We start from the raw sequence: 13,478 nt of genomic DNA, 5'->3' as shown, positions 1-13,478 counted from the left end.
CCCGACGGTTGTTACCCGACCATGTCGAGCACGCCGCGGACAATGGTCGCTGCCGCGCCAAGGTAGGCAAGGACAATCAGCAGGATCTGCGCGGCGCGGGCGGGGACAAAGCGGGCAGCGACGTCGCCCAGCACCAGACCCACCAGGCAGGCCCCGGCAACCGACGCCCACATCGCAGCGGGCAGGGAGGGGAACGTCGCGGGCGCCGTCAGGGCTTTGGAGACAAGGGAGAGCGCGCCGATGGTGAAGAAGTACGGCTGCATGGTGGCTGCGAAGGACTTGTGCTGCCACCGGGTGGCGATGGAGTACATGCTCACCGCCGGCCCGCCGACGCCCGCCGCGGTGTTCATGAACCCGCTGAGGCCGCCTGCGGTGAAGAGGTAGCGGCGCCGGGCCGGCAGCGTGGCGGATTTCAGGGCCAGCAGGACGGTCAGTCCGACGGCAAGGATCACCCCGATGGAAATCTCCAGGACCGCCGGCGGGATGAGCCGGATCAGGAAGGCCGCCGGCACGATTCCCAGCACCGCCGAGGCCGTGAGGGCCGCGTACCGTTTCCAGTCGATGTCCCGGACAACCCGGAAGATGATGGCTCCGGCAGTCACGGCGCCGCAGACGTTCACCAGCACCACCCCCTCCACCGGGCCCAGGAGCAGGACCAGGAAGGGGGCGGCCACCAGGGCGAACCCCATGCCGGTGATGCGCTGCATCCCTGCACCCATGACGACGGCGCCCAGCACCAGCCCGGTGGTCAGCATTTAGGGCCGCCAGGCCACGTATTGGACCTCCTCGAACTCCTCCAGGCCCAGGCTTGCGCCTTCCCGGCCCAGGCCTGACTGCTTGGCACCGCCCATGGGCGCGAAGGCCACGGACGGCAGGGGATCGTTGACGCCCACGATGCCGGCCTCGAGCTGCTCCGGAATCTCCCAGCCGCGCTTTGGGCTGCTGCTCCAGACGTAGGCGGCCAGGCCCATCTCGGTGGCGTTGGCTTTCCGGATGGCGTCCTCCTCCGAGGAGAAAGTCACGACGCCGGCTGCCGGACCGAAGACTTCCTCGGTCACCAGGGGTGCGTCCTCCGGAACGTCCGCCAGGAGCGTGGGAGCCAGGAAGGAGCCGTGGGCGGGCACGTCGGTCCGCTGCGTGACGCGGCGGGCGCCGCGTTCCAGGGCGTCGTCCACCAGCGCCTGCACGGCGGACACCCGTTCGGCGTCGATCACGGGGCCGAGGTCCGGGACGGGAGTGCCGTCGTCGGGAACGCCGTGGCCGATGCTCATCGCGTCAAACCGCGCGGCCAGCCTGGCGGCGAACTCCCCGGCAATGCTGTCCTGGACCAGGAAGCGGTTGGCGGCGACGCAGGACTGGCCTGTGTTGCGCAGCCGGCCCAGGACTGCGCCCTCGACGGCCGCATCCAGATCGGCGTCCTCGAAGAGGATGAACGGCGCATTGCCGCCCAGTTCCAGCAGCGGCCGGACCACCCGGTCCGAGGCGGATGCCATGATTTGCTTGCCCACGCCGGTGGAGCCGGTGAAGCTGACGGCCCGGACTGCGGGGTGCTTGAGCAGGGCCGCGGTGATCTCCCGGGAGGGGCCGTGGACCAGGTTGACCACGCCCGCCGGGAATCCGGCGTCGTGGAGGACCTCGAAGAGTCCGGTGGCGGCCAGCGGCGCCTTTTCGGAGACTCTGCCCACCACGGTGCAGCCTGCGGCGAGCATCGCGGCGAGTTTGCGGGCCTGGATGGAGACCGGGAAGTTCCATGGGGTGAGGCTGAGGGCCACACCGATGGGCTTCCGCAGGCTCAGGTGGCGGCGGCCCTGCAGCTCGGGCGGGCTGACGGTGCCGGTGGTGCGCCGTACTTCTTCGGCGAACCAGCGGAAGTATTCCACCGAGAAGTCCACCTCTCCCTGGGCTTCGGGGAGCCGCTTGCCGGCCTCGAGCGCCAGGGTGTGGGCGAGTTCATCGCGGCGTTCGGCAAGGAGGTCTGCTGCGTTGCGGAGCAGGTCGGCGCGGTTCCGCACCGTGGTGCGGGACCAGGACCCGAAGGCGTCCGCTGCTGCGTCGGCTGCCTGGGTGGCGTCCGCTGCGGTGCCCCAGGCGATCTCTCCGACGGTGCTGCCGTTTCCGGGGTCCGTCACGGTCTTGGAGGTGCCGGTGGCGTGCCAGGTGCCGTTGACGAGGTGTTGGGCTGATTTGAGGTTCACGGATGATGCCTTTCGGAGGGCGGGGAGAGGTCCGGGACGGCGGGGCGGGCGCGGAAGGCCGCCGCCGCCGTCGTAATGCTCATCCCTTGCTGGCGCCGGCGGTGATGCCGGCAACGAAGTAGCGCTGCAGGAAGACGTAGGCCACCACTACGGGCAGGGAGGCCAGGATGACGCCGGCGAACAGCAGCGGGTAGTCGGTCTGGAACTCGCCCTGGAAGCTCAGCAGTGCCAGCGGCAGCGTGCGGTTGCCGGGGGACTGGATGAACAGCAGCGGGTACAGCAGTTCGTTCCAGTGGATGACGAACAGGAAGATGGCAGCCGCGGCGATGGACGGCGCGGACAGCGGCAGGGCGATGGAGACGTATGTCCGCCAGGGGCCGGTGCCGTCAATCGAGGATGCTTCGTAGAGTTCCTTGGGCAGGGTCCGCATGAACCCGCCGAGGATGAAGACGGCGATGGGCAGGGTGGACACCAGGTTCGCCAGCACCAGCCCGGCCAGGCTGTCCAGCAATCCCAAACGGCCAAAGAGGACATACAGCGGAACCATGTTGGCCTGCGCCGGGATGGCCATGCCCAGCACCAGGAAGCCGAAGATGGCCCAGGACATGAACCCCTTGAGCCGGGAGACGGCGTAGCCGGCAAGGCTGGCCAGGAACAGGGTGAGCGGGACGGAAATGGCGGTGACAATGACGCTGTTCATGAAGGACGAACCGAGGTCCTGGCCGCCGATCACCTCTGCGTAGTTGCCGGGGGAGAGGGACTGCGGCAGGCTGAACGGCCCGGCAAACAGTTCCTGCGTGGACTTGAAGCTGCCGAACCCCACCACGGTCAGCGGAACGATGATGATGACCGCGTAGATCGCGAGGATTCCGCGGCGGGTTATTGACGAGAGCATGCTGTCATTCCCCCTTCGGGGTGAGGCGGAGCAGCCGGCGCTGGAGCCAGGTGACCAGGGCGATCATGGCCATGAAGATGATCGACTGGGCGGCGGCGTAGCCGAACTCCGAGTTGGCGAAAGTGCTGTAGATGCGGGTGGAGAGGATATCCAGGGATTGCTTGGGCGGGTTGCCCGCGATGCCCAGGATCAGGTCGAAGGCCTTGAACGACTGCACGGTGGTGTACGCCACCACGATGGACGTTGCCGGGGCCACGAACGGCCAGGTGATGGACTTGAACTGCTGCCACTTGTTGGCGCCGTCCATTTCGGCTGCCTCATAGAGTTCCCGCGGGATGGCCTGCAGGCCGGCGATGTAGACCACCATCATCTGCCCGGCGTGGAACCACACCTGCGTCACGGCAACCCAGTACAGCGCCTGGGCGTCGTTTCCCAGGTAGGAGCTTTGAAGTGCTTCGAGCCCCACGCCGCCCAGCACCGCATTGGCCAGGCCGAAGTTGGGATCGTAGATGAACTTCCAGATGAACGCCACTGACACCGAGGACAGGATGGTGGGGAAGAAGAACAGTGCGCGGAGCAGGACGCTCCCGCGGGAATTCTTCGTCAGCAGCAGGGCCAGGATCAGCGAGAACAGCGTCTGCGCGATCACCACCAGCAGCACGAACTTGAGGTTGTTCATGAGGGCGTTCGTGAACAGCGAGTCGTTGGTGAAGGCCCGCATGAAGTTGTCCAGCCCCACGTAGTTGAACGCGGCCGAGAAGCCGTTCCAGTCCGTGATGGCGTACTGGAAGGCCTGGAGTGTGGGCATCACCAGGAAGAAGGCGATGACCGCGACGGCGGGAAGCGGGAAGAGGTAGAGCGCCGGATTTACCCGGGTGGGGGAGCGGCGGCGCCCCTTGGTGGCGTTCACGTCTGGAGGGCTGCCTGGTGCCTTCCGCTTCGCAGGCAGCCCGGTATGGGTGCTCATATCCGTTCGTCAACAATCTTCTGGGCGGCCTCTGCTGCCTGCTCGGGGCTGGTGCCCGAGATGACGGCGGTGGCGCTGGCTTCCACGGCGTTGCGGACATCCAGGTTCTGGAACTGGAACCGCGCGGCCAGTGCTGTGTTCTTGTCCAGCCAGGGGCTCAGGCGCTTCAGGTCCGGGTTGGTGTAGTCCACGTCCTTCACGGACACGTGCTGCGCCGTCTCGTTGGCATAGTAGGCGGCGTTCTCCGGCTCGGAAAGGAAATCGATCCAGGCAGCCGCTGCGGCCTGGTTCTTGCTGGCCGAGTTGACGCCCAGGATGAAGGTTGCGTTGTAGACGCCCTCATACTTGGCGTTGCCGTCCGAGGTGTTGGGGAACACCAGCTCGATGGGGAACTGGGCGCCAAGGCCGCGGACGGCGGCAATGTGGTACGAGCCGGTGGCGAGCATGGCTGCCTGGCCCTGGGAGAACAGGTTCTGGGCCGGCTCCACGGCGGTGCCGGTGGCATTGGGCTGAAGGTAGGGGACCAGGTCCTTGTACTGGTTCAGCATCTTGATGAACCAGTCATCCGTGACCTTGAGCTTGCCCTGTTCTATTTGGGCGCACATGTCGTCCACAGGGGCGTTGTTGGCAATCATGCAGTTGAAGAGCTGGCCGCCGTTTCCAACATCGCCGCCCGGCCACGAGATGGGGATGACGCCGGAGGACGCCAGCTTCTCGCACATGGCAAGGAATGAGTCCCAGTCCTTGGGGGCGAGGTCAGCGCCGGCCTTGTCGAACAGGTCCACGTTGGCCATCGGCATGGGGAACACCACCTGGTACGGCAGTCCCAGCTGGCTCTCGCCGGACTTTCCGGCGGAGAGCAGCCCTTCCTGGTAGTTCGAGACGGCCTTGCTGTCCTTGAGCTCGGTGTAGATGCCGGCCTCGGTGAAGTTCTTGAACTGGGACCCGCGGAAGGTGGCAAACGCGTCGCCAATGGAGCCGCCGCGCAGCTTCTGCAGGGCCTGGGCGTTGTAGTCGTTGGACGTCGAGATGTCCTGGGCCACTTCAACGCCGTCGTGCAGTGCGGCAAAGCGCTTGATGAGCTCGTCGAACACCACCTTGTCCTCACCGCGCCAGTGGGCGAAGGACACCTTGCCGGTGATGTCACCGGTGGCGGGGGCTGCCGGCCCGGTGGCACCGCCGGGTGCCGTGGATCCGCCGGGCCCGGCACAGGCTGCGGCGGTGGCGCCGAAGCCCAGGGCCCCCAGGAGTGCGATGGCCTGCCTGCGTGAAATCTGACTCACAATAATCTCCTCGTTGAGTGTTTTGCTGTGCCTTGCTTGCTTGACTGCCGAAAGGGGCTTGCCACGGCCCTGACGCTGTGGCGCTCCCCGAGTGGTTACGCGTTGGTCCTTTGCGCGGTGACAACGTCGTCCACCACGGCGCAGAGGCGCTGCAGCCGCCGGACAGCGTCCGTGGACAGGGATTCGACGACGTCGGGCGCACCGATGCAGGACGCCCAGACCGCGCGTCCGGACAGGAAGCCGCTGGCACCTTCCAGGCAGGCCCACCGGACTGCATCCGGGAAAACGTCTTCGGGGACGCCGGAGGAGAGCACCACCCAGGGTCCGTCGATGGCGTTGGTGAGCTCGGCGCACGCGGCGCGGACGTCGGCTTCGGGGGCCTGGCCGTGGAAGGGCACCTCGGCCTTGTACAGGTCTGCTCCCAGGCTGCCCAGCTCCCTGGCGGCGGCGAGGATGCCGGCGTTCCAGTCGAAGTCCCCGCCGGCCAGGGGCTTGCGGGAGACGGGCTCGATGATGCTGATGAGCCCCGCGGACCGGCAGCTCTCCACGAATTCGCGGACCATTTCCACCCTGCCTTCGGCGGGCTCGTCCGGGCGGTACAGCACCAGGAGCTTGAGCGCTGTGACGCCCAAGGCCTTGTATTTGTGCGGGTCCACCAGGCGGTCGATGGTTACCTCGCCCACCAGCTCGCCGTGCGCGGGTTCGAAGTGGTCCGCCGAGGCGATCAGCCCGCAGCTGGGATCCACCACGTTGTCCGCGATGGCCTGGTCCAGGGCGAACTGCCGGTCGATGAGGACGCCGGACGCGTAGGGAGTGAGGATTTTGGCGGCCTGCAGCTTGAAGTCCTGCAGGTCCTGGTCTGTGACGGGCTGGTCGGTGTGTTCGGCGAACATGTTGCGCATGGCTTCGCGTTGGTCGACGGCGAGCATTGCGAAGGCGCCTGACGGGCGCTGGAGGGGTGAGAGGTCTGTGGGGCTCATGGGCTGCTTCTTTCAGCTAGGCGGTGTGGTTGGAAGTAAGGACAGGTGTAATGGCCTGGTGCGGGATGGCGGAGCGGCCGTCCAGCCCTTCGCAGGATGCGGAGGCGGTGCGGCCGGCGAAGGCTGCCGCGTCAGCCAGGGAAAGGCCGGCCGCGACGGCGGCGAGCAGGGCGCCGTGGTAGACGTCGCCGGCGCCCAGCGTGGAGACAATCGTGGCCGGGGTTGCGGGCACATGGAGCGGGTCCGCGTTGCCGTCCCTGACCCAGGCGCCGTCAGAGCCGGCGGTGGCGACGACGGCGGAGGCGCCGTCGTCGACCGCTTTGCCCAGGAGCGCCGCGGGGGAGTGGTGCCCCCCGTACTCCGCGTGGAGCCGTTCGATGGTTGGGACGTAGAGGGCCACGCCCCGCGGGCTGAAGGACGCGATGGGGTTGCCGGCGTCCACGCTGACGTTCAGGCTGCCGGCGCTGAAGGCCGGAAGGGTCGTCACGGCGTTCCAGCCCAGGTGGTCCACGTGGACCCAGGCCGCCGATTCAACCAGTTCATGGAACCGGCTGCCGGCCGGAAAGCTGACCGGCGGCACGGGCCGGGTGACAATCGCCCGGCTTTCGGACGCCTTGCTGACCACGATCACGCTGGCACCCGTTTTGACGGTGGGATCACGGATCACGGCTGAGGTGTCCACGCCCTCGGCCTGCAGGCCGGCGATGATGCGGTCGCCCTCCTCATCGGTGCCGAGGACACCTGCGAAGGCTGTGTTTGCTCCGGCACGGGCGGCCGCTACGGCTGCGGTGGCGGCCGGGCCGCCACCCGCCGTCGCGAAGTCCGAAGCGACGGTGCGGCTGTCCGCGGCGGGGTAATCCTCCACCAAAGCGATGGAGTCAAGCGTGGCGCAGCCTACGAAGAGCAGGGTTCCAGTTGACGGTTGGGGCACGTTCCACCTCGTTGTAGTTCCGGCTGGTACTGAAGAAATATACACACGCTATGTTGGAATAACAACACTTTCTGTATAGTTCTGTTTGGGATGCAACGCCACGGTCCCCCAGAACTCAACGTAGAGAAACGGAGCAGCACATGTCATTGCCTTCTGCGGAAACGGTCCGGATCATCCGATACGGCCTCATCGGCGCCGGCCACATGGCCCGCGAACATGTCCGGAACCTGGCCCTGATTCCCGGAAGCCGGATCACCGCCGTATCTGATCCCCAGCCGTCATCCTTGGAGGAGACCGTTGCCGAGATCGGCTACGAGGTGCAGACCTTCCCCTCGCACCAGGAACTGCTCGCTTCCGGCCTGGTGGACGCACTGGTGATCGCCAGCCCCAACGACACGCACCTGGCCATCCTCAAGGACATCTTCGCCAGCGGAACCAACCTGCCCGTGCTCGTGGAAAAGCCGGTGTGCACCACCGCCGCGCAGGCAGATGAACTGGAAGCGCTCGCCGCGGACTACCCGGCACCTGTATGGGTTGCCATGGAATACCGCTACATGCCGCCGGTCCAGGAAGTCATCCAGGCCGCACACAACGGCAAGCTCGGCAACATCTACATGCTGTCCATCGTGGAGCACCGTTTCCCGTTCCTGCACAAGGTGGATGCCTGGAACCGCTTCGCGGAGCGGACTGGCGGAACCCTCGTGGAGAAGTGCTGCCATTTCTTCGACCTGATGCGGCTGATCCTGCAGGATGAGCCCGTCCGCGTGTACGCCAGCGGCGGCCACGACGTGAACCACATGGATGAGGTGTACGACGGCCGGGTGTCGGACATGATCGACAACGCCTACGTGATTGTGGACTTCAAGGGCGGCCGCCGCGCGATGCTGGAGCTGTCCATGTTCGCCGAGGGCTCCAAGTTCCAGGAGCGGATCTCCATTGTGGGGGATGCCGCCAAGATCGAGACGCTCATCCCCGTGGCGGCCAACCACTGGATCGAAGGTGATGAAGCGGAAGCCACGGTGGAGTTCAGCCCGCGCTCGCCGCTCGGACCGGAAAAGCATGAGGTTCCGGTGGATGAAGCAGTGCTTGCCGCCGGTGCCCACCACGGCTCCACCTACTATGAGCACCTGGGCTACCGGAAGGCGATCCTGGGCGAAGGCCCCGTTGAGGTGACGGTGGCAGATGGCCTGCAGTCGGTCCGGATGGGGCTCGCGGCCGAGCGCTCGATCGTGGAAGGACGCCCCGTTGAGCTTACGAATGCCGGTGCCGGGGTACGTCACTAGGTAAGTTGGTGTTGGAAAAGCAACACGCCGCGGGCTGGGGCCCGCGGGTGGGGCGGGAAGAAGGGGATAGGGGATATGAGCACCGCACGTGAAGAGGCGCCGCTGACGCCCCGCCAGCGCACCATCCTGGAGGAACTTGGCCGGCGCGGGTTTATTTCCACCACGGACCTGGCCGAAACCTTTGCGGTATCGGACATGACCGTGCGCCGGGACACCCGGGTACTGTCCAAACTGGGCCTGGTCAGGGTGGTCCACGGCGGAGTCAGCGCCATCCACGGCCAGGGCCAGAACGCGGACTTCGCCGCCCGCGTGCGGGAGGATTCCGACGCCAAGCTCCGGGTGGCCCGTGCGTGCGTCTCCATGATCGGGGAACGCGACGCCATCATCCTGGACGCCGGCACCACCACGTACCAGATCGCCCAGGAGCTGCCCAGCTCCTTTACGGGCACCATCATCACGCACTCCGCACCGGCCATCCAGCGCTGCCTGCAGCTGACCGCTGCCCGGACCATCTGCCTGGGCGGTGAACTGCTCCTGGACAGCCAGGCATTCAACGGTCCCATAACTGTCAGCGCCGCGGCCGGCCTCCGCGCCAAGACGGCCTTTATCGGCGTGAGCGGAATCCACGATGAGGCGTTTTACATTGAGCGGGACGTGGAGCGGGCCACTAAGATCGCCCTCATGAACTCTGCGGAACAGGTGGTAGTGGTGGCAACACACCAGAAGATGCTGCGGTACGCGCTGGCCAGGCTGGCCGCCTTTGACGCGGCCGACGTGCTGGTGACGGATGCGCCCCCGCCGCGGGAAATCGAGACGGCGCTGCGTGCCGCGGACGTCAAGCTTGTGGTGGCCGCGTGAGGGCGCCGCTGCAGGTCTCCCTGCCCGACCAGAAACTGCTGGACGCGCTCGCGCCGGCTTCCGGCGTCGAGTTTTATGTGTGGGACTTTTCCGGGCCCGCCCCCGCTGAACGGCTGGACATTGTGGTGCCGCCGTACATGCGCGGGCCGGAGGTGCTGGCCGCGCTGGAGTCCGTGGAAATCGGCCTGATCCAGAGCCAGTCCATAGGGTACGACGGCGTGGCGGACGTGCTGCCCGCGGGTTGCGTTTTCGCCAACGCGGCAGGGGTCCATGAAACCTCGACGGCGGAACTCGCCCTGGGCATGATGATCGCCAGCCAGCGCGGCATGGACGACTTCGTGCGCAACCAGGCCAGCGGCACGTGGGACAACAGCCAGCGGCCCAGCCTTGCGGACAGGCGTGTGCTGCTGGTGGGTTACGGGGGAGTGGGCAAGGCCATCGAGGCCCGGCTGCTGCCCTTCGAAACGCAGGTGACCCGGATGGCGAGCCGTGAACGCGAGGATTCCGGCGGGAAGATCTTCGGGATCGATTCGCTGTATGAGCAGCTGCCGCTGCACGACATCGCGGTGGTCAGCGTGCCCCTCAGCGAGCAGACCCGGCAGCTGGTGGACGCGAAGTTCCTGGCCTCAATGCCGGACGGGGCGCTGCTGGTCAACGTGGCCCGCGGGGCGGTGGCGGATACGGATGCGCTGCTGGCCGAGACGTCCACTGGCCGGTTGCGTGCCGCTGTTGATGTGACGGATCCGGAGCCGCTGCCGGCGGACCATCCCCTGTGGACCACACCCGGCGTGCTGATTACGCCGCACGTGGGCGGGGCGAGCTCGGCGATGTTCCCGCGGATGGTCCGGCTTGTCCAGCAGCAGATTGGACTGATGCTGGAGGGCAAGGAGCCGGTGAACGTGGTGTTGGGCGGCGCTGCCGGATAGGGTCATTCGCCCGTATCTGGGCGTTATCCACATAGGAGTCTGGGCAGCCTGTGATTGTCAGGGGTCGCTGGAAGACTGTGGTTATGGATGGCACCGTTCAGGACTTGATTAGCCGGGTTCGGTGTTTGCCCGTGTCCCCGGACAGTGCCGGGCTGATTGACCAGTTGCGGGGCCTGGAGGAGCTGAAGGCGGCCATTGGGGCTGCGCAGGCGAGGGTTGCTGTGGCGTTTGATGTTGCCCAGCGGGCTGAGCAGGCCGAGGCCGGGATACCGGTTGCGGAGCAGGGGCAGGGCGTAGCGGCGCAGGTTGCGCTGGCGCGGGGTGAGTCCCCGTCCCGGGGCGGGCGGCTGCTCGGGCTGGCCAAGGCGCTGGTGGCGGAGATGCCGCGTACCCTGGCTGCGCTGGATGCTGGCCGGCTGAATGAGTGGCGGGCCACGCTGGTGGTGCGGGAGACGGCGTGCCTGAGCGCGGCGGACCGGTGCGCCGTTGATGAGGAGCTCGCCGCTGACACGGGTACTTTTGCTGGGGCCGGGGACCGGGCGGTCGTGGCTGCGGCGAGGGCGGCGGCGTATCGGCGGGATCCGCGTTCGGTGACGCAGCGGGCGGCTCATGCTGCCGGGGAGCGGTGCGTGAGCCTGCGTCCGGCCCCGGACACCATGGCGCGGCTGACCGCGCTGCTGCCGGTCGCGGAGGGCGTGGCGGCGTACGCGGCGTTGAGTGCGCATGCCGACACCCTGCACGCCGGCGGTGATGACCGTTCCCGGGGGCAGATCATGGCCGATGCCCTGGTGGAGCGGACCACCAGCACCCCGGGCGGGATCAGTGGCGTGGAAATCCAGTTGGTCATGACCGACAGGACGTTGTTCCAGGGTGATTCTGAACCGGCACGCCTTCCCGGCTATGGGGTTGTCCCCGCCGGCTGGGCACGCAGCCTGGTTACCAAGGGTGCCAAGGGCGGCAAAGCCAGGAATCCGGGATCAGCTGCCAGCGCCCAGGAGCCTGCGCGGGAGTCGGCGGCCGGAGGCGTGGAAGGCCCGGGGAGCAGGACGCCCGCATCCGGTGCCGCCCAGGAACCTGAAGCAGGTGCCCAGGATTTTAGAGTGTGGTTGCGACGGCTGTACACGGCCCCGGTGGCGGGGGACCTGGTGGGGATGGATTCGCGGGCGCGGTTGTTCCCGTCAGGGTTGCGCCGCTTTATCCAGGCCCGTGATGACACCTGCCGCACACCGTACTGCGACGCTCCCATCAGGCATCACGACCACGTGGTTGGCTGGCATGCCGGCGGAGCCACCAGCCTGGGCAACGCGGCCGGGCTCTGCGAGGCCTGCAACCACACCAAGGAAAACCACGGCTGGAAAACCATCCCCCGGCCGGGCCCCAGGCACACCATCGAATACCGGACACCCACCGGACACACCTACCACTCAACAGCACCCCCACCACCCGGAAGCTCCGTATCTGGTCAGTTGGTGCGTGCCACGAAGCTGGTTCGAACCTAGCTACCCGGGCGTGCGCCGCGCAGTTTTTGGCGGCTGGCCTTGCGGATGGCCTTGGTGACGCGATCGAGCCGTGGTGAGTCCAGGGTCCAGGTCTGCCAGTAAAGGGCCACGTCATGGTGCTCGCGTTCCTTCAGTACTACCAGGGAGCCGTCGGCGAGGTCCGTTCCCAGCTGCAACTCGGGAATCATGCCCCATCCAAGGCCTGCCCTCAAACCTGCAAGGAATCCCTCGGATGAAGGGATGAAATGTGTTGGTGGCGCCTGCTGTACGCCGCGGGCCTTGAGCTGCAGCTGCTGCAGGTTGTCCTTGGCATTGAACTGGAGCATGGGCATGCGCTGCCAGTCCACCCCGTTGCCGGCTTTGAAGCGCTTGCGCAGCCCCGGGGTGGACACTGGCAGGTACCGCATATCGCCAAGCCGTTCCACCCGGCAGCCGTTGACGGGCGTGGGGTCGGAGGTGATCGCCCCGAGAACGTCTCCGCGGCGCAGGAGGTGGCTGCTGTGGTCCTGGTCCTCCACATGCAGGTCCAGGGTGGTCTCGGCCCACGTGCCGGCCTCGTGAAGTACGTCCACGAACCATGTGGCCAGGGAATCGGCGTTGACGGCAATGGGGGTCACTGCCCGGGAAGAGGCGCCGTTTCCCAGTGACTCCCAGGTTTCTGCCTCGAGGACCTGCACCTGCCGGGACATGCGCAACAGGACCGACCCGGCTTCGGTGGGGGTGCACGGCACGCTGCGGCGGACAACCACCTGCCCCACCGATTTTTCCAGTGCCCTGATGCGCTGGCTGACGGCGGAGGGACTGATCCCCAACAAATCGGCCGCAGCCTCGAAAGTTCCCTCGTCCACAATCGCTGCCAGGGCCCGGAGATGCTCGAAGTTCATGAAGTTATTCTAATGGAACTGTAGAATCTATCGTTTGTCTTCATATGAGCGATCGGGCTACGGTCTAGGCATGTGGAGCATTTGGAGTACCGGGCTGATGACAGGCCTGGCGTTGATCATCGCCATCGGCGCCCAGAATGCGTTTGTGCTGCGGCAGGGAATCCGCCGTGAACACGTGGGTGTGGTGGTGGCGCTGTGCATGCTCAGCGATGCGTTGATGATCCTCGGCGGCACAGTGGGGATCGGTGCTTTGGTGTCCCGGTTCCCGTTGGCACTGGACGTGCTGAGGTGGGGCGGTGCTGCCTACCTGGCGTGGTGGGCGCTGCGGTCCTTCAGGTCCGCACTCAAGCCTTCAACCCTGACGGCTGAGGCGCCACGGTCCAAGGGATCGGTCATCGCCACCACCCTGGCGTTGACCTACCTGAATCCCCACGTCTATCTGGACACCGTGGTGCTGCTGGGCGGCCTGGCCAACCAGCACGGTCCGGACGCGCGGTGGGTCTTCGCGGCCGGGGCCGTGGTGGGAAGCGCCCTCTGGTTCTCAGCCTTGGGATATGGAGCCCGAAAGCTTTCCGGGGTGCTCAGCAGCCCGCGGACGTGGCGGATTGTGGACCTGGCAATCGGTGTTGTGATGCTGGCGCTGGCCATCAAGCTCGTGCTGTGCTGACGCAGGCTCCAACGGCACCCCGGGCCGTGAAGGCAGCCAGGAAGCGGCTTCATCAAAACAGGTTGAGGCCGGCGGGGAGTACTAACCCCTGAATTCAATTCGGATTTGAG

Annotated in this window: 13 protein-coding genes; 5 read left to right on the top strand and 8 right to left on the bottom strand. The window is 66.7% G+C overall.

All coding sequences use genetic code 11. The features are described 5' to 3' along the window. Positions 1-11 precede the first annotated feature (11 nt). The 7 genes from WHH00_RS14305 to WHH00_RS14275 form a co-directional block, all read right to left on the bottom strand. Positions 12-755 carry a sulfite exporter TauE/SafE family protein gene (locus WHH00_RS14305; protein WP_406633774.1) on the bottom strand — a complete coding sequence of 248 codons (744 nt, stop codon included), beginning with the start codon at positions 753-755 and terminating at the stop codon, positions 12-14. Then, positions 756-2,195, bottom strand: coding sequence for an NAD-dependent succinate-semialdehyde dehydrogenase (locus WHH00_RS14300; protein WP_406633772.1), 1,440 nt, complete (start codon positions 2,193-2,195; stop codon positions 756-758). It abuts the gene before it with no gap. Between the two features lie 79 nt (positions 2,196-2,274). Beyond that, positions 2,275-3,090: a carbohydrate ABC transporter permease gene (locus tag WHH00_RS14295; RefSeq protein WP_066273968.1), complete on the bottom strand. Its 816-nt coding sequence runs from the start codon at positions 3,088-3,090 to the stop codon at positions 2,275-2,277. A gap of 4 nt (positions 3,091-3,094) precedes the next feature. Further along, entirely contained in the window at positions 3,095-4,000 is a 906-nt protein-coding gene (locus tag WHH00_RS14290; protein WP_406633769.1) for a carbohydrate ABC transporter permease, read from the bottom strand. A gap of 53 nt (positions 4,001-4,053) precedes the next feature. After that, a complete protein-coding gene (locus tag WHH00_RS14285) occupies positions 4,054-5,340 on the bottom strand; it encodes an ABC transporter substrate-binding protein (RefSeq protein ID WP_188730777.1) in 1,287 nt (428 codons plus the stop codon). Positions 5,341-5,435: 95 nt separating this feature from the next. Further along, a complete protein-coding gene (locus tag WHH00_RS14280; RefSeq protein WP_406633767.1) occupies positions 5,436-6,320 on the bottom strand; it encodes an aldolase in 885 nt (294 codons plus the stop codon). Between the two features lie 16 nt (positions 6,321-6,336). Further along, entirely contained in the window at positions 6,337-7,251 is a 915-nt protein-coding gene (locus tag WHH00_RS14275) for a carbohydrate kinase family protein (RefSeq protein ID WP_406633765.1), read from the bottom strand. A 140-nt stretch (positions 7,252-7,391) separates the two neighbouring features. On the opposite strand from WHH00_RS14275, the gene WHH00_RS14270 reads away from it, so the two are divergent. From WHH00_RS14270 to WHH00_RS14255, 4 genes are all read left to right on the top strand, one after another. After that, the gene (locus WHH00_RS14270; protein WP_406633763.1) at positions 7,392-8,534 is read left to right on the top strand and encodes a Gfo/Idh/MocA family protein; all 1,143 of its coding nucleotides are present in this window, start codon (positions 7,392-7,394) and stop codon (positions 8,532-8,534) included. Positions 8,535-8,609: 75 nt separating this feature from the next. Further along, positions 8,610-9,392: a DeoR/GlpR family DNA-binding transcription regulator gene (locus WHH00_RS14265; protein ID WP_406633761.1), complete on the top strand. Its 783-nt coding sequence runs from the start codon at positions 8,610-8,612 to the stop codon at positions 9,390-9,392. After that, the gene (locus WHH00_RS14260) at positions 9,389-10,318 is read left to right on the top strand and encodes a 2-hydroxyacid dehydrogenase (RefSeq protein WP_406633759.1); all 930 of its coding nucleotides are present in this window, start codon (positions 9,389-9,391) and stop codon (positions 10,316-10,318) included. Before WHH00_RS14265 ends, WHH00_RS14260 begins: the two co-directional genes overlap by 4 nt. Before the next feature lie 83 nt (positions 10,319-10,401). After that, positions 10,402-11,817: a DUF222 domain-containing protein gene (locus WHH00_RS14255; RefSeq protein ID WP_406633757.1), complete on the top strand. Its 1,416-nt coding sequence runs from the start codon at positions 10,402-10,404 to the stop codon at positions 11,815-11,817. Here the strand turns inward: WHH00_RS14255 and WHH00_RS14250 are convergent. Continuing rightward, positions 11,814-12,701 carry a LysR family transcriptional regulator ArgP gene (locus tag WHH00_RS14250; RefSeq protein WP_406633755.1) on the bottom strand — a complete coding sequence of 296 codons (888 nt, stop codon included), beginning with the start codon at positions 12,699-12,701 and terminating at the stop codon, positions 11,814-11,816. The genes WHH00_RS14255 and WHH00_RS14250 overlap by 4 nt on opposite strands. Before the next feature lie 70 nt (positions 12,702-12,771). On the opposite strand from WHH00_RS14250, the gene WHH00_RS14245 reads away from it, so the two are divergent. Then, a complete protein-coding gene (locus WHH00_RS14245; RefSeq protein WP_406633753.1) occupies positions 12,772-13,368 on the top strand; it encodes a LysE/ArgO family amino acid transporter in 597 nt (198 codons plus the stop codon). Positions 13,369-13,478 lie beyond the last annotated feature (110 nt).

Origin of the sequence: Pseudarthrobacter quantipunctorum (genome assembly GCF_045291495.1) — a bacterium.
Lineage (GTDB): Bacteria > Actinomycetota > Actinomycetes > Actinomycetales > Micrococcaceae > Arthrobacter > Arthrobacter quantipunctorum.
The sequence above is the reverse complement of the archived record's forward strand: the minus strand, read 5'-3'. Positions and strand labels throughout refer to the sequence as shown.